The sequence below is a fragment of the Maridesulfovibrio bastinii DSM 16055 genome (genome assembly GCF_000429985.1).
Lineage (GTDB): Bacteria > Desulfobacterota > Desulfovibrionia > Desulfovibrionales > Desulfovibrionaceae > Maridesulfovibrio > Maridesulfovibrio bastinii.
Genome location: NZ_AUCX01000009.1, coordinates 88,904 through 105,041, shown reverse-complemented (window position 1 = coordinate 105,041; position 16,138 = coordinate 88,904). Strand labels below are relative to the sequence as shown.

The following is a 16,138-nucleotide window of genomic DNA, read 5'->3' as shown; positions in this document are numbered from 1 at the left end:
TTAAAGACCGGTAATAGGAGTAAGTACGGTATTGTTTTCAAGGTCGTCAGGAAGCATGTCAGATTTTATAAACCTGCGTAAAGCTTTTTCAACATCACTCAAAGCCACCTGAGTATCAAGACATGGTCCGTTGGGACGCTCATTAAGCACACCATAGACCGGCAGAGGATATGTATCCTGAATCCCGCTCGAAAGATCACGTTCACAGGCTATGGCGATTATGAGTTTGGGTCTGGTATTAACAACAATGCGTCTTGCAATCGTTCCGCCGGTTGCCACGGCAAAATTAGCACCATACCTGTCACGCAGCTCAAGCAATCCCTTTATGCAGCATTTACCACAACGTTTACAGTTATCAACGTCATAAGTAAGGCGCATATTGCAATGACTGTTCTGAAGACAGTGCGGAGTCAGCATCAGGATCTTATCAGGAGCATAGGTCCCGGCTTCAGTCAGTACCAGCTCGTTGTTAACTTTAATAAATGAAGCCCTGATCCTACGCTTTGAAAGTCCGAAAATTCTTCCAAGCATTGTCATGAGGGGCAAAAAAAGTTTTATAGTCAGCCCTCGTGACCTTTTGGAAAACAAAAAAGTTTTATGAAGAACAATATTGACCAGCAGGCCGGCATAAGCCCAGCAGATCACTAATATAATTAAACCGACCACCAGTCCAAGAATCCACGATGCCCATGACCCGAAAAAGGATATTCCCATAAAAGGAACATACCAGAGCATTCCCAGAAACAGACACAGCAGAAAACTGCACGCAGTTATAAGGCCGATGAAAAGACGTTTTTTAGTATTATCTTTTTCCTGATTCACAGTTCCTTCCCGGTCCGACAGGCCATAGGCCAGAACGAGGTTTTGCCTTTAAAATTAGAGGCGTTTAGACGTGTGAGCTAATCTTTATGCTCAATTATACAGCAGCGTCCAAGATAGCCACAGAGAAAACCCTGAGAATCCATAGCTTTTTTACCAGCCGGCTTGATCTTATCAACAAGATAAATTTTATCGGCGCAGGCTATGCCAAGTATTCCGCCGGGCTGCTCCAGAAGAGTTCCGGGTTTTATTCCCTCGGCACTTTCATCAGAAACCCTGCCGGGATAAATATTAAGACGAAGTTCGTCATTTCCGTCTTCATTTTTCCAGAAAAAATAAGCACCGGGCCATGGATGCATAGCCCTGATCTGATCATGAACTTTACCGGCAGGACGGTTCCAGTCTATCAGGCCATCCTCTTTGCTCAGTTTTGCGGCATAGGTGGCAAGTTCATCATCCTGTTTGAAAACACTCATAGTGCCATCGTCGTACCTCTGCATGGTTTCAATAACCATAGGTCCGCCCATCGCCGCAAGCTCATCATGAATCTTTCCGGCATAATCATCCCAGGCAATTCCTAAAGCATGCTGCAGAAGCATGGGGCCGGTATCAAGTCCGGCTTCCATTTTCATTATGGTTATACCGGTAGCGGCTTCGCCATTTTCAATAGCGCGCTGGATGGGAGCAGCTCCACGGTATTTCGGCAGAAGTGAAGCATGAACATTGATCGGCATGATCTTAGCGCAATCAAGTACATCCTGAGGCAGAATAAGACCGTAAGCGGCAACAACAAGGTAATCAGGCTCAAGAGATCTTAAGGTCTCTATATCAGCTTTATCCTTGAAGTTAACCGGCTGGTACACCGGAAGATTCCACTCAAGTGCGGTTTCCTTGACAGGAGACTGACGCAGCTTTTGCCCTCTTCCACCCGGACGGTCAGGCTGTGTATAAACACCAATAATATCACAGCCGCCCCACTCAAGGAGATCCTTGAGTATTACAGCCGCGAAATCCGGGGTGCCCATAAACACTACACGTTTTTTCATTACTGATTCTTCAGCCATTTTTTTATCTTCTTGTCATACATGGCCTTTTTCAAACGGCCGACTTTATTCACAAGAGTTATACCTTCAAGATGATCAATTTCATGCTGTAAAACAATAGCTTTCATCTGATCAGCTTCAATGCGCACATCATTACCGTTTTCATCCATACCGGTAACTGTGACCTTTTCACTGCGTTTAACAACGCAGCTGAATCCCGGGCAGGAAAGACAACCTTCTTCCGAGTCGACCTCTCCTTCCCTTTCAATAATCACCGGATTAACAATAACATGCAAATCTTCGCGGCTTTTGGGGCCTGACGGATCAATGACAATCAGCCTGATCGCCTTACCGACCTGCGGTGCGGCAAGACCTATTCCGTCATCCTCGTACATGGTCTCCACCATGTTATCAATCAGCTCTTTAAGTTCCGGGGTAATCTCTTTCACCTCGGAGCATTTTTCAGCCAATACCGCTTCGGGATACTTTACTATATCAAGTTTCATAATATTTCATCCTTCCCGTATCCGGGGTGAGTTGAGCATGGCTGCAAACCATCACCCACTTTACGGAAAAAAACAGAATAGTTTCAAATAAATTTTATAAAAAAAACTGCGCCGCGAGCAGACCGCCCCGGCGCAGTATTTTATACAGTTATGGGAAAGCCCGCTATGCTTCTTTCTTTTCGCGCAGCCTGATTCCAAGTTCACGAAGCTGGCGGCTTGAAACAGTGCCGGGTGCTTCGGTCATAAGACATGTAGCTTTCTGAGTTTTGGGGAAAGCTATAACGTCACGGATGGATTTTGCTCCGCACATTATCATAATAAGTCTGTCCAGACCAAAGGCAATGCCTCCATGAGGCGGTGCACCGAATTTCAAAGCATCCATAAGGAAACCGAATTTGGAGCGGGCTTCTTCTTCACTTATACCGAGAGCCTTGAACATTTTCTCCTGCATTTCAGGAGTATGGATACGGATGGAACCGCCACCGATCTCATTACCGTTCAAAACAAGGTCATAAGCTCTTGCAAGAGCTTCATCCGGCTTTTCACTTACTGTATCCAGCTGTCCCGGCTGCGGTGAAGTGAAAGGATGATGTCTGGCAACATATCTTTTTTCATCAGGATTGTACTCAAGCAGCGGAAAGTCTGTAACCCACATCGGAGCGAAAGCCTTTTCATCAATAAGTCCGAAGCGTTCGCCGAGTTTGATTCTGAGTGAACCAAGAGCGGTGTTTGCTATATCAGCCTGTCCGGCCTGGAAGAAAAGAATATCTCCGGGCTTTACTCCGGTAATTTCAGCAAGCTTTGCTTTTTCATCTTCACTGAAGAATTTAACGATTGGTGACTGCCAGGCATCCTCTTTAACTTTGATCCAGGCTAGTCCCTTGGAACCGTAGATTTCAACGAACTTGGTATATTCGTCAATTTCCTTGCGGCTCAGTTCTCCGCCATTGGGAACACGCAGAACTTTAACAACTTCAGCTTTACCGAAGACCTTGAAATCTGATCCGCGGAAGATTTCAGTCACATCCTGAAGCTTAAGATCAAAACGGACATCAGGCTTATCCACACCGTAATCACGGATGGCTTCAGCAAAAGTCATTCTCGGAAATTCAGAAGGAAGCTCAACGTCTATGGTTTCCTTGAAAAGGGTACGAACCATATTTTCAGCAAGGTCCATCACCTGCTCTTCGTCAGTGAAGCTCATTTCAATATCAATCTGAGTAAATTCAGGCTGACGATCGGCGCGCAAATCTTCATCGCGGAAACATTTGACGATCTGGAAATAACGATCAAGACCGGAAACCATCAGCATCTGTTTAAAAAGCTGAGGAGACTGCGGCAGAGCGTAGAATTCGCCGTTATTGAGGCGGCTTGGTACCAGAAAATCTCTTGCACCTTCAGGTGTGCTTTTAGTCAGCACAGGAGTCTCGACTTCAAGAAATCCCCTTCCGTCAAGATAGCGGCGAACTGACTGGGCAGCTTTGTTGCGCAGAATAAAATTTTTAGCGAGGACAGGGCGGCGCAGGTCAAGAAAACGGTACTTGAGACGCAGCATTTCTGAAGCATCTGTTCTGTCTTCAATGGCAAACGGCGGAGTATCGGAAGTATTAAGCAGCTTCCATTCATCTACGACAATTTCAACTTCACCGGTTTTCATACCGGTATTGATCATGCCGTCAGGACGGGCGCGCACAACACCTTTTACAGCAACAACATACTCGGAACGGATGGCATGGGCGCGTTCATGTGCGTCGGTATTATGCTCGGGGCTGAAAACAACCTGAGTAAGACCTTCGCGGTCACGCAGGTCGATAAAAATAAGACCGCCATGGTCGCGGCGAAACTGAACCCAGCCCATAAGAAGGACTTCATCACCGATATTAGCGGCGGTCAGCTCATTACATGAGTGGGTGCGCTTCCAGCCTCCCAGGTCTTCAATAACCCGGTATTCATCGTAACTGCGTTCATCCATCTGTTCTGACATTTTGTCTTATCCTCTTAAAATTTATAGAATAATTTTATTAAAAGTCTTTATTAAACACCGCAGCCCATTTAAGCGGAAGCAACGGCTTTTTTCAGGAAATTTCAAAATCTCTTTAAAAATAACCTGAATTTTAAGTTCGTAGCTGAAACAATCAGATTAAACAAAGCATAAAAATATGCCCCGGCTGACTATGTCTCAAAAACAATCTATTTTAAAACCTTAAAAATGGCAGGGCAGGAGGGATTCGAACCCCCAGCATCCGGTTTTGGAGACCGGCGCTCTAGCCGTTAGAGCTACTGCCCTGCATAAAATTTATATATCAAGCGGAATTGTTGTCTGCTCTCCGCCTTCAGCCATATCTTTAACCGTTACAGTCCTGTTCTCAAACTCTTCAGAGCCGAAAATATAACACTTTCCGACTTCAAGCTTATTTGCATATCTAAGCTGCGCTTTCATGCTTTTAGCAGCAAAGCCGACTTCCCCGCACTGACCTTCGCGACGAAGCTTTTCTGCAAACAAAAGAGCATCGTTGGAGCTTCTTTCATCAACAACCGCAACATAGAAATCCATCTTGCGGTCATAATTACCATCAAGAAGCATGGCAAGCCTTTCCATGCCGCAGGCAAATCCGATACCGGGAACTTTAGCTCCACCAAGGGAGTGAATAAGCCCGTCATAACGGCCACCACCTGCAACAGCAGTCTGCGAGCCTATATCTCCGGATGTAACTTCAAAAGTCGTACGCTGATAATAATCAAGTCCCCTTACCAGACGGGGATTCAAAGTATAGCTCAGTCCGGCCTTTTGAAGAACTTCAAGCACGGCGTCAAAATGATCCCGGCAGTCCTGACAGAGATGGTCGGGAATGGAAGGAGCATCAGCGGTCAGTTCCTTGCATTTACCGACCTTGCAGTCAAGCACGCGCAGAGGGTTTGTGTCGACCCGGCGCCGGCAGTCATCACAGAGCTGCTCTTTATCAATGGTATTGAAAAAATCATCAAGAGCTTTTTTATAAACAGGGCGACATTCAGGACATCCGAGAGAATTAAGCTCAATTGAAAGCTTCTCAAGGCCTATTTCACTAAGGAAAGCAGAAAGCATCAGCAGAATTTCAGCATCAGCCTGAGGTTCTGGAGATCCGAAAGCTTCAGCGTTTATCTGATGAAACTGGCGCATGCGTCCGGCCTGAGGACGCTCATAGCGGAACATAGGTCCGATAGTAAAATATTTGCTTACCTTGCCGGGCTGATAAATCTTGTTTTCAACGTATGAACGAACAACCCCTGCTGTAGCTTCAGGACGCATGGTAAGTGAACGTCCTTTGCGGTCCGGGAAGGTATACATTTCTTTTTGCACAACATCGGTTTCTTCACCAATGGAGCGACAGAAAAGTTCTGTTTTTTCTAATATAGGGGTCCGGAGTTCTCCGAAGCCGTAACCACCAAAGATTTTTCTTGCTGTTGCTTCCATGAAAGCATATTTGGCGCTTTCTTCAGGATAAAGGTCTGCAACACCTTTTATTTTCTGAACTTTGGACATATCTGATCTCTTAAAATATACTGAAAAATTTCTATTTAAATGAAGTTTAATTCCAGTCCGTATGCAACACTGGCCGTGGAACCAAATTTCGTTAGACTATAACCCGGGCAATGTCAAAAAACAGTCAACTTCATGGATATGTAAAAATTGATGCATAAGAGTCTTTACTGTATGCTGAAAGAGCAGCACAGTCAGACAGATTGCATGTCTGCCTTAAATAATTAAGTTAATCAACCAAACTTTAGAACCTAGCAGCATGCCGGAAAATATGTTTATCACAACTACAGAAGACTACGAGGCCTATATAGGCCCTAATTCATATAAATATCTGTATAACTTTTCCAAGTTTCAGGCTCTTAGGGAAAGTTTTACCGTAACATGGCACTGGCCGGCCTTTTTCTTTGGATTCTGGTGGTTTTTGTACCGTAAAATGTATTTCTGGGCAGTCATATCACTTTTGGTGACATTCCTGCCTTTCGGAAATTTCATTGCCCAGATAGGTTATGGCCTCAGTGCTTACTATCTGTATTATCGCGACTGCTCCACAAAAATAAACATGATTACAGAGGGCTGCAATCCGCAAAATGTCAGGCATGTCCTGCAGGATGCGGGTGGCGTTCACAGCTGGGTCAAAATAGTCGGAATAATATGTTTCTTCCTTCAACCGGTCTGGATCTTCTTTGTCACAATATTCTTCGGCGGTGCGATGATGCTCAGCATGCACCAGTTCATGATGTAAAAGCGAAACGGAAATATGCAGGAAAATACTAATCAAGTAACGGAAGAGGATCTTTCAGAATTTGTAGGTAAAAATAAAATAAAATACTTATACAAATTTTCGAAATTCAGAATAAGAAACAACAGATTTGCTCTCACATGGCACTGGCCGGCATTTTTCTTCGGACCATTCTGGTTTTTATACCGCAAACTTTATTTATGGGCTGCCCTGTCTCTTGTTTTTGTCTCAATTGGAGGATTCCTTGTCCAGCTCGCCTGCGGCATCTGTGCAAATTACATTTATTATCTGGATTGCCGGAAAAAAATACAGCATATAAAATCATGCAATCCTGAACACAGCACAGCCGAGGCACTTAGGGAAGCCGGGGGAGTTCACCGCTGGGTACTATGGAACAGTATCGCACTGGTGCTTATTTTCACTGCAGCAGGATTCTATTTCCATGACTCATTTTTAAAGAATACAAAAATATATCATCAGGAAATAATTATAAAAGAAAAACCTGAACATCATAATCCACCGCAAACAATACCAAAAAACCAGCAACCAGCACCAAAAGAAATATAGCCGGTATATTTTCGACCGGGTTTAAATCAGAGATTTAAACCCGGCTTTTTATTATTTATGATAAACCATAAATAATAAAAAGCGGTTATAACCAATTTCAATCCCGATATTTTTTTGCTACCATTCAGTGTCAGTCGATTCTGTCCGAAAACCGTCTTTTAAAAGAGGTCTGAATGAGCGTCATAAACCTGAAGTCACTTTTCCAGCCCAGTTCTGTAGCTGTTATCGGCGCAACCAATGACGCCGGGAATGCCGGGAATATTCTCATGCGGAACCTGATGGGAGGAGGCTTTCTGGGACCGGTAATGCCGGTTGCAGCAGATGACGAAGCCATCTCCGGTGTTCTCACCTACAAAAGCGTATCCGAACTCCCCAAAATACCTGATCTGGCCATAATATGCAGACCTCTTGAAGAATGCCCTGAAATAATAATCCAGTTACGCAAACGCGGAGTAAAGGCCGCAGCCATCATAGGACCCGGATATACAACTCAGGATGAAGACGAACGCAAAAAAATCCGCAAAAATCTGGTTATAGCAGCCCAACCGCCAAAGATGCGGCTTCTCGGCCCCAAAAGTCTGGGGCTTATTATCCCCCACATGAATCTCAACGCCAGCATTGCCCCGCTGGTGGCCAAACAGGGCAAAATTGCCTTTGTTTCACAGTCGGACAGCTTTATCACCACCGTTCTAGACTGGGCTGATTCCAATGAAATAGGATTTTCGCATGTAATTTCCCTTGGCAGCAGAGTAGATCTTTCGTTCAGTGATGTGCTTGATTATCTTGGCTCTGATCCAATGACCAGATCCATATTATTATATGTCGAGTCGATAAGAAATGCCCGGGAATTCATGTCCGCCGCAAGAGCTGCATCCCGCAATAAACCGGTACTGACAATCAGGCCGGGGCAGGCACTTGAAAGAATTAAAAACGGTCTGGTCAGACTGGACCGTCCACTCGACCCGCTTTCCGATGAAATATATGATGTTGCTTTTAAACGCGCCGGTATGCTTAGAGTGCAGACCATTGATGAACTTTTTGATGCAGCACAGACCATCGCCACCCTGCGCCAGCCCGTAAGAGGAAATAAGCTGGCAATTATAGTCAACGGATCAAGCGCGGGACTAACCGCCGCCGACAGTCTCATCAGACGAGGCGGAACAATTGCTTCATTCAGTGAAGAAACAAAAGAAAAGCTGGATGGAATCCTTAATGGCAGCTGGAATAGATCCAATCCTGTTAAGCTGTCATTTAATGCTGATGGAAAAACATGCGCCGAGGTTGTCAAAATTCTGTTTAAAGACAAAGGCGTTGACGCTGTGCTTATCGTACATGTTCCCTTTGCCGGAATTTCAAGCCTCCAGATAGCTGAAGATCTTTCCAGCGGCCTTAAAAAAATTAAAAGAATGGTTCTCACGGCCTGGCTTGGATCAGGAATGGCCCGAAAAGGCAGGCAGGTCTTTTCTGCTGCCGGAATCCCGACTTATGTCAGCGAAGACCATGCTGTCAGGGCTTTTATGTATATGGCCCAATACCAGCGCAGTCAGGAGCTGCTGACAGAGACACCGGACTCACTGCCGACAGACTTTTTCCCGGATACTGAAAGAGCAAGAAAAATAGTTTCCAAAGCCCTGAAAGACGGCCGGGAAACTCTAAGTGAAAGTGAAGCAAGAAAAGTAATGGCGGCTTACGGTATTCCTGTTGTTGAAACAAGATTTGCCCTTTCGGCGAAAGAAGCCGTCATAGCCGCGGATGAAATGGGATGTCCGGTGGCACTGAAGCTTCGTTCACCGCAGATCAGCCATCCCTTTGATGTCGGTGGTGTCGCTCTGGACCTTGAAAGCCCCGATAAGGTCTGGGATGCCGCGGCACACATACTGACAAGGGTCAACAAACAGCGTCCAGATGCATATATAGACGGCTTTACGGTCCAGAAAATGGGACGCAGACCGGGAGCATTCGAACTTTTCATTTCCGGCTCAATTGACGAAAAATTCGGCCCCATAGTTCACTTTGGTCATGGCGGAATGACCAGAGAACTTGTACTTGATCAGGCTGTTTCCATAGTTCCCCTTAACATGAGTCTGGCGAGGGAACTTATTGGCCGTACGAATATTTCAAGACTCCTTTCAGGTACCCCAACACAGCCGGCAGTTGATATTGAAGACCTCTGCCTTACACTTATTCAGGTCTCACAGCTTTTTATAGACCTTCCACAGATAACCCATCTGGATATCAATCCCCTGTATGCCGATGAATCCGGAGTTCTGGCCCTCGGCGCAAAAATTGAAGTTACCGGATGCGGCGAAAAATGTCCTCAACTCGCTATTCGCCCATACCCCAGAGAACTTGAGGAAAGTGTGACCCTGAAAGACGGAAGGCATGTAACCTTGAGACCGATAAGACCGGAAGACGAGCCAGCACATTACAGCTTTTTAACGCAGATTTCCGATGAAGATATGCGGATGCGCTTCTTCGGGGTAGTGCGCCGTGAATTCGACCATAAAGACATGTCACGCTTTACCCAGATTGATTACGACCGGGAAATGGCTTTTATTGCTACAACACAAAGCGATGACGGTATCCCTGAAACTCTTGGAGTTGTCAGGACCTCAACCATACCTGACAACTCGGAAGCCGAGTTCGCTATTCTGGTTCGCTCCGATATGCAGGGATCAGGACTCGGAAGCATTCTTTTCAAAAAAATTATTGGCTATACCAAAGAAAGGCGGACAGAATTTCTTGTCGGCCAGACTCTTTTTGAAAACAAGGCCATGCAGGGATTAGCTAAAAAATTCGGTTTTGAAATAACAGAAAATGAAGATGAAGACATTGTCGACCTCAAGCTAGACTGCTCAAAATAAATAATAATTATAAACTATTACGCCTAAAAAATAGCATAAATCAGTCCAGACACCGGGCATTGACAATAATACTCTGGCATATTATTCAAATATTCATTTGAATATTTAAAGAGGATAAAATGCATAATAAATTACGCTCGGCAGGGCTGATCATTGCTGCATGTCTCATTTTAGCTATTGAAATATATATGAGCGGCTATTCATGGCAGTCCAGAGTTGTCGCAGGATCAGTTGTTTTTCTGATCTGCTGCTGGGGATTTCAAATTATTTCCGAAGGCACTGCGGCAATACTATTTTTTCTGACTCTTGCAGCCAGTAATGCGGTTGAACCTGCGGTAATATTCAGCGGTTTCACCACTCCTGCATTCTGGCTGGTATTTTCAGGACTGATAATAGGCAAAGCTATCCGTGAATCAGGGCTTAGTCGGAGACTTGCTTCAATTTTTCCAGTTACGGACAAAACAACATACCGCTCACTGCTGGCAAAAATTATCTGCGGCGGACTTATATTTTCATTCTTCATCCCGTCGGCAATGGGAAGAATTGTAATACTCACCCCAATTCTTATTGGTCTGGCAAAAGACTGCGGTTTCACGGCAAGGGACAAAGGATACGCAGGCATAGTCCTTGCCGGGATTCTGGGGACATACATGCCTCCATTTGCCATACTTCCGGCAAATCTGCCTAATATCGTTTTTGCGGGATCAGCCAAAGCCATTTATGATTATGACATAGGCTATATGCACTATCTGCTGGTAAACTTTCCTGTTCTGGGACTTCTGAAAGGCATCTGCATCTGGGCTGTGTTATGCTTTTTCTTTCCTTCAAATCTCGATTGTCAGGATATCAAAATAAAAAATGACAACTGGAGCATCCGCGAAAAAGGGACCATTGCCGTCCTGCTCGCTGCACTGGCATTATGGATGCTTGATTCAATCCATGGAATATCACCGGGCTGGATCAGCATGGGTGCGGCTATCATTCTGCTGCTGCCTCTGCGGGGCTGGTTCGGCAGAGAACTGCTGGGGGGATTAAAAATTGAGACCCTGCTGTTTGTGGCCTGTGCTATCGGGTTGGGGAATATAATAAAATCAGTTGATTTAAGCTCGATACTCATCAAGCACCTTTTGCAGGTAATGCCATTCAATCAGGACGGCGGAATTATTAACCTGCCACCCCTGCTGGCCCTGTTCATGTCCACAGGACTGTTCACCTCCATGCCGAGCATCCCTTCTATCATGGTGCCTCTGATCAAAGATCTGGCTGTAGCCGGAAATATGCCCCTCCATACTGTTCTAATGCTGCTGGTTCCGGCATTTTCCACGATTATTTTTCCTTATCAGGCTCCGCCTCTAGTTGTGGGAAACCAGACAGCAGAGCTTCCTTACCGTTCAATTTTAATTACATGTCTTACTCTGGCGCTGATAACTGTTTTTATTCTCTTTCCGCTCGATCTGTTATGGTGGAAAGTTATTGGAATTAATATTACTGCCAGCTGACCGCAGCGGCAACAGACTGCTTTTCCTGCTTTAAACATGGGGTAAATATAAAAATGCCAAGAACTGTAGCTAAATCACAACTTAATGAAGTCTTTGCAACCGTGGCCAAAGGACTTGCCCACGCGAACCGGGTGGAGCTGGTGGAACTGCTTTCACAGGGAGAAAGAGATGTTGATTCACTGGCACAGGCCAGCAATATGTCTGTAGCCAATACCTCCCATCATCTTAAAATATTACGGCAGTGCGGACTTATTTACAGCAGGCAGGAAGGTCAGCGGGTTATTTATTTTCTTTCAGACAACAAGGTAATTTCACTCATGATTCATTTACACCATGTTGCTATAAAAAATCTTCCTGAACTTAACCGGCTGCTGTCTGAAACTCTCCCTTCCAATGCGCCACTTGAAAATATTGCTGCTGAAAAATTTGATGAACTTGTTTCTTCAGAAAATATTTTAATTTTCGACCTGCGCCCGCAGACGGAATATGATTCAGGACATATTCCCGGAGCGGTTTCAGCAACAACAGATTCTATTAAAGATATCCCGGACTGCTCAGATAAAAAAATGTGTGCTGTTTACTGCCGCAGCACCTTCTGCCCTTCTCCTTATATTGCTGCGGGAATACTCGCAGAAAAAGGCTACAGGGTCTTCAATCTTGAAGGCGGTTTTCCGGCATGGAGACTGGCAGGAAATGAAATAACCGTCACCTTGAAAAATTAATCCTCTGTTCGCGGCAGGGTAACTGAAACCAGTGTAAATCCGGGAACAGAAGAATTAAGGCTGATCTTTCCCCCGTGAACTTCTGCGGCCATGGAGGCCATATAAGTACCTATTCCTGTTCCCTTTTTCTTGCCAGAGGTCACATATTTATCAAAAAAGGTCTCCCTGACTTCAGGCGGAACTTCCCCTCTGTTCAAAATATCTACAATCACTTCTTTTTCATTACAATTAATACGGACTTTCACCGGTTCTTTATCCGGAAGTGATTCCGAGGCCTCAAAAGCATTGGTAACCAGATTATAAAATAAAGACTCTATGAGATTCTCATCCGCCCTGATAATCAGGCAATCTCCATTTTCTAAAACGCAGGATGAGCTATCAATACTCATATTCATGGTCACTTCATAAAAAACCCTTTTTAACAAATCGATAAGATTAAATTCTTTAAGATCAGGAGCATAAGCCCCCTCTTCCATCTTAAACAGCTCCATCGACATACTCAGCATGTTGAGCATCCTTTTGCCTGATAGCCTGACAAGTTCCATCAGATCACTCTGTTCAGCTGTGAGCGGTCCCAAATCTCTCATCAGCTCAGGCAGATGAATCAATGAAGAAAGAGGGCTTCGCAGATCGTGCCGTGTCATACGCTCAACGTCTTTTCTGAGTTCTTCAATTCTGCGCCTGCTGGTGATATCAACAATGAAGGTTGCTTTATATTTTTTCCCGTCACCATCAGTAAGCATTGATGCATCGGCAATAATATTTTTTATCTGCCCCTTCGAATCAACAACTTCCCATTCACCCTGAACTTCTTCTTCCCCGTCAATATATTTCCGGTGAAGTTCTTCCATAAAATGTCTATTCTTTTCAGGAACAATCATCAAAAATGACTTGCCTAAAAGGTCGTTAGCCTCATAGCCGTAAATCTTGCAGTAAGCAGGGTTAACATATTCAAAAATACCATTTTCATCAGTAATACACACCCCGCTCGGGGTATGCTCAACTATTTTACGAAAACGCCTTTCGCAGAAATCAAGATCCTCGCTTTTTCGGGCAAGCTTATTTTTGAGGGACTCTATTTCTTCAAGCAAATCTAAGCATTCAGACATTATCCACCCCGTTTATAAAACAGGAAAGCAACCTGATTTTCTTAATTATCAATAGAACATCCAACTGACAGCCTGCATGTTCTTAATACAAGAAATCCGGCAAGACCCGCTATTGCAGAGGCAAGCAAAATACTAAGTTTTGCGGTTGCTATAAATTCAGAACTGTCATCCCACGCCAGTGTGGTTATAAAAATCGACATGGTAAAACCGATTCCAGCGAGCAGACTGGCTCCGAAAAAGTGCCCCGGAACCATTCCCGAAGGCATCTCGGCCGCTCCGCTTTTAACGGCAATAAAACTGGCGAGGCATATTCCGACAACTTTACCCAGAATAAGGCCGCAGATAATACCAAAACTGACAGGATGAAAAAGATTAATTGCTGTTCCATTATCCGGGGTAAAATCAATCCCCGCATTGGCAAGAGCAAAGATCGGCATAATGCCGAAAGCCACCCAGTAATGTAGGTTGTGTTCAATTCTTTTCAGTGGAGGCGATGCCAGCAGAACAGTGTTATGCAGATCACCGAGAGCAGACAGCATTCTTTTATTGGAAAGGACAGTATCTCCTGAACCACCGGACATTTCATACTCACCCAGTGAATCACGCGCTGAAACCAGAAAATTATTACAGCATATTTCAGAACGTGCAGGAATAGCCATAGCAGCAAGAACACCTGCTACAGTCGCATGGATACCGCTTTTCAGAAAAGCGAGCCACATCAGGCCGCCCAGAATGACATACGGAATTGGGGAACGAACACCCAGCTTGTTCATTACGAACATCACTACCAGCAGAAATATCGCAAAACCAATGAGATACAACGAAATACCTGATGAATAAAAAATAGCAATTACCAGAATTGCACCAATATCATCGACAATAGCCACAGCTGTCAGAAAAATTTTAAGGCTGAGCGGAGCACGTTTTCCAAGAAGAGATAAAATACCAAGACTGAAAGCGATATCAGTGGCCATGGGGATTCCCCAGCCGCCAGCGGATGAAGTTCCATGATTGAAAAGCGCATAAAAAAGTGCTGGAGCTACCATTCCACCGACAGCAGCAAATATAGGCAGCATCGCATGCTTCAGTGAATTGAGTTCGCCGACAAGGACTTCACGCTTGATCTCAAGCCCTACCAGAAAAAAGAAAATAGCCATCAAACCGTCATTTATCCACAACACAGCTGGTTTGCTGAGGACAAAATCACCGGCTCCGATTGTTACAGTCATATTCTTGAATGACTCGTAAAGACCTCCCCAGGGGGAATTAGCCCAGACAAGAGCCAGAATAGTACTCAAAATAAGCACGATTCCACCTGAGGATTCGATTCTTATAAAATCATTAAACGGCTGAAGAATTTTTTCAATCGGCAAAACAGGTTCAAGATTTTTGGAATTTGTATCTTCACTCATGTCATACTCTCCACAATTACATCTTGAATATTAAATAGTTCTATAAACTTTATAGACCAACAACTCAGAAGTAGGCATAAAACAGCTTCTGCAATTTATGAATAGCACAAATTAAATGCTTAAAACAAATTAAATTTCGTACATATATAATAATAAAATCCGAAATTGATATTTATAATACCAATTTCGGATTTTATTATTATCTCTGCTCTATAAAAGCTAAACAGCTTTAGAATGAGCTTCTTTAACTCTGTCGCAAATATATTCCTTATGTTCAGGTTCCACATCAAAGCAGAAACCGTCTTCACCCAGAAGACCTTCGGGAACAAAATCACCAACCTCATCCGGGTCAGTGACTGAGTCGCCGTAAAAGCAGACTGAAAGCCAGCGGTTATCAGGATCATCATCAATAACATCAACCATGACGAAAAGCGGACGTTTCTGAGATCCCTTAACCCCGCGCATTGAATAGCTGACACCGGGACGGGCTTTAAAAGCGATCGTGGTGTCATCAAGTTCTTCCAAAAGATTTTTAAGAGTGATAAAAATGTCTTTGGCACCGCCGGGATCTTTGTCCCAGCCCTGTATGAATTCCTGAATTTCCATTGAAACTCCTTAAATTATGATTAACTCAAAAAACAGCTCCGCCATCCTGCAGCCTTGTTATTTTCATACCTCTACATTACTTGAACAGCAATGACCATTTGACATTTATAGTTAGGCCAATGTAAGACAGTGTTCTGCTTATATGCGACTAAACAAAACGGATAAACTTATGAAGCCTGCACAGATAGTATTTACAGATTTTCTGGCAAAGCAGAAACTTAAAATGACCCCTCAGAGAAAACTCATTCTTGAGATTTTTCTGCGTGAGGAAGGTCATTTGTCATCTGAAGAGCTATACAACATAATCCGTGAAGAAGATCCTTCCATCGGACAGGCTACTGTTTACCGTACCCTCAAACTTCTTGCTGAATCAGGCATTGCCAAAGCTGTTGATTTCAACGACGGCGTGCTTCGTTACGAGCATAAATACGGCCATGAGCATCACGATCATCTGGTCTGTGAGCATTGCGGCAAAACCATTGAAGCTCTTGATCCTGAAATTGAACATCTTCAGGAAAAACTGGCTAACAAGCATGGTTTCGCTCTCACACATCATGAAATGTATCTCTTCGGCGTATGCAAGGAGTGTAAGGAAAAAGGAGAATAATTCTCCCGCAACTTTCCAACAGAACTTCTACAAAGCGCCGCCTGAACTCAGGAGGCGCTTTTTTTGTCCTGAGGGAATAAGCTTGATTTTTTAAAGGCTCATGTATCGGAATTAATACTTCCGCA

The 16,138-nt window shown here is 44.3% G+C and carries 14 protein-coding genes and 1 tRNA gene; 6 read left to right on the top strand and 9 right to left on the bottom strand.

All coding sequences use genetic code 11. The features are described from left to right. From G496_RS18865 to hisS, 6 genes are all read right to left on the bottom strand, one after another. The gene (locus tag G496_RS18865) at positions 1-822 is read right to left on the bottom strand and encodes a DUF116 domain-containing protein (RefSeq protein ID WP_034632421.1); all 822 of its coding nucleotides are present in this window, start codon (positions 820-822) and stop codon (positions 1-3) included. A gap of 77 nt (positions 823-899) precedes the next feature. Beyond that, positions 900-1,883: a methionyl-tRNA formyltransferase gene (gene fmt, locus G496_RS0104930; RefSeq protein ID WP_027178306.1), complete on the bottom strand. Its 984-nt coding sequence runs from the start codon at positions 1,881-1,883 to the stop codon at positions 900-902. Beyond that, entirely contained in the window at positions 1,865-2,368 is a 504-nt protein-coding gene (gene def / locus G496_RS0104925; RefSeq protein WP_027178305.1) for a peptide deformylase, read from the bottom strand. Before def ends, fmt begins: the two co-directional genes overlap by 19 nt. A gap of 163 nt (positions 2,369-2,531) precedes the next feature. Further along, positions 2,532-4,352 carry an aspartate--tRNA ligase gene (gene aspS / locus G496_RS0104920; RefSeq protein WP_027178304.1) on the bottom strand — a complete coding sequence of 607 codons (1,821 nt, stop codon included), beginning with the start codon at positions 4,350-4,352 and terminating at the stop codon, positions 2,532-2,534. Between the two features lie 226 nt (positions 4,353-4,578). After that, a tRNA-Trp gene (locus G496_RS0104915) sits at positions 4,579-4,655 on the bottom strand. A 9-nt stretch (positions 4,656-4,664) separates the two neighbouring features. Next, positions 4,665-5,891: a histidine--tRNA ligase gene (gene hisS, locus G496_RS0104910; RefSeq protein WP_027178303.1), complete on the bottom strand. Its 1,227-nt coding sequence runs from the start codon at positions 5,889-5,891 to the stop codon at positions 4,665-4,667. A 268-nt stretch (positions 5,892-6,159) separates the two neighbouring features. Here hisS and G496_RS0104905 point away from each other — a divergent pair, with 268 nt between their 5' ends. The 5 genes from G496_RS0104905 to G496_RS0104885 all read left to right on the top strand — a co-directional run bounded on the left by G496_RS0104905 (position 6,160) and on the right by G496_RS0104885 (position 12,279). Beyond that, the gene (locus tag G496_RS0104905; protein WP_027178302.1) at positions 6,160-6,630 is read left to right on the top strand and encodes a DUF2628 domain-containing protein; all 471 of its coding nucleotides are present in this window, start codon (positions 6,160-6,162) and stop codon (positions 6,628-6,630) included. A gap of 15 nt (positions 6,631-6,645) precedes the next feature. Continuing rightward, positions 6,646-7,194 (top strand): DUF2628 domain-containing protein, encoded by a 549-nt coding sequence (locus G496_RS20445; protein ID WP_027178301.1) that lies wholly within the window; start codon positions 6,646-6,648, stop codon positions 7,192-7,194. Between the two features lie 173 nt (positions 7,195-7,367). Then, positions 7,368-10,058, top strand: a complete 2,691-nt coding sequence (locus G496_RS0104895) for a bifunctional acetate--CoA ligase family protein/GNAT family N-acetyltransferase (RefSeq protein WP_027178300.1) — start codon at positions 7,368-7,370, stop codon at positions 10,056-10,058. Positions 10,059-10,177: 119 nt separating this feature from the next. Next, complete coding sequence (locus tag G496_RS0104890; RefSeq protein ID WP_027178299.1) at positions 10,178-11,557, top strand: SLC13 family permease; 1,380 nt, start codon at positions 10,178-10,180, stop codon at positions 11,555-11,557. Between the two features lie 53 nt (positions 11,558-11,610). Beyond that, positions 11,611-12,279, top strand: coding sequence for a metalloregulator ArsR/SmtB family transcription factor (locus G496_RS0104885; protein ID WP_027178298.1), 669 nt, complete (start codon positions 11,611-11,613; stop codon positions 12,277-12,279). Here G496_RS0104885 and G496_RS20440 read toward each other — a convergent pair. The 3 genes from G496_RS20440 to G496_RS0104870 form a co-directional block, all read right to left on the bottom strand. Beyond that, positions 12,276-13,388 (bottom strand): sensor histidine kinase, encoded by a 1,113-nt coding sequence (locus G496_RS20440; RefSeq protein WP_051294838.1) that lies wholly within the window; start codon positions 13,386-13,388, stop codon positions 12,276-12,278. The genes G496_RS0104885 and G496_RS20440 overlap by 4 nt on opposite strands. Positions 13,389-13,429: 41 nt before the next feature. After that, the gene (nhaA, locus tag G496_RS0104875; RefSeq protein WP_027178297.1) at positions 13,430-14,800 is read right to left on the bottom strand and encodes a Na+/H+ antiporter NhaA; all 1,371 of its coding nucleotides are present in this window, start codon (positions 14,798-14,800) and stop codon (positions 13,430-13,432) included. Between the two features lie 219 nt (positions 14,801-15,019). Continuing rightward, positions 15,020-15,406: a hypothetical protein gene (locus tag G496_RS0104870; protein WP_027178296.1), complete on the bottom strand. Its 387-nt coding sequence runs from the start codon at positions 15,404-15,406 to the stop codon at positions 15,020-15,022. A gap of 169 nt (positions 15,407-15,575) precedes the next feature. Here G496_RS0104870 and G496_RS0104865 point away from each other — a divergent pair, with 169 nt between their 5' ends. After that, positions 15,576-16,013, top strand: coding sequence for a Fur family transcriptional regulator (locus G496_RS0104865; RefSeq protein WP_027178295.1), 438 nt, complete (start codon positions 15,576-15,578; stop codon positions 16,011-16,013). Positions 16,014-16,138: the final 125 nt, after the last annotated feature.

Excerpts from the sequence above, each read along its gene's own strand:
- fmt (WP_027178306.1), bottom strand. The coding sequence starts at position 1,883 with ATGGCTGAAGAATCAGTAATGAAAAAACGTGTAGTGTTTATGGGCACC.
- def (WP_027178305.1), bottom strand. The coding sequence starts at position 2,368 with ATGAAACTTGATATAGTAAAGTATCCCGAAGCGGTATTGGCTGAAAAA.
- aspS (WP_027178304.1), bottom strand. The coding sequence starts at position 4,352 with ATGTCAGAACAGATGGATGAACGCAGTTACGATGAATACCGGGTTATT.
- hisS (WP_027178303.1), bottom strand. The coding sequence starts at position 5,891 with ATGTCCAAAGTTCAGAAAATAAAAGGTGTTGCAGACCTTTATCCTGAA.
- G496_RS0104905 (WP_027178302.1), top strand. The coding sequence starts at position 6,160 with ATGTTTATCACAACTACAGAAGACTACGAGGCCTATATAGGCCCTAAT.
- G496_RS20445 (WP_027178301.1), top strand. The coding sequence starts at position 6,646 with ATGCAGGAAAATACTAATCAAGTAACGGAAGAGGATCTTTCAGAATTT.
- G496_RS0104895 (WP_027178300.1), top strand. The coding sequence starts at position 7,368 with ATGAGCGTCATAAACCTGAAGTCACTTTTCCAGCCCAGTTCTGTAGCT.
- G496_RS0104890 (WP_027178299.1), top strand. The coding sequence starts at position 10,178 with ATGCATAATAAATTACGCTCGGCAGGGCTGATCATTGCTGCATGTCTC.
- G496_RS0104885 (WP_027178298.1), top strand. The coding sequence starts at position 11,611 with ATGCCAAGAACTGTAGCTAAATCACAACTTAATGAAGTCTTTGCAACC.
- G496_RS20440 (WP_051294838.1), bottom strand. The coding sequence starts at position 13,388 with ATGTCTGAATGCTTAGATTTGCTTGAAGAAATAGAGTCCCTCAAAAAT.
- nhaA (WP_027178297.1), bottom strand. The coding sequence starts at position 14,800 with ATGAGTGAAGATACAAATTCCAAAAATCTTGAACCTGTTTTGCCGATT.
- G496_RS0104870 (WP_027178296.1), bottom strand. The coding sequence starts at position 15,406 with ATGGAAATTCAGGAATTCATACAGGGCTGGGACAAAGATCCCGGCGGT.
- G496_RS0104865 (WP_027178295.1), top strand. The coding sequence starts at position 15,576 with ATGAAGCCTGCACAGATAGTATTTACAGATTTTCTGGCAAAGCAGAAA.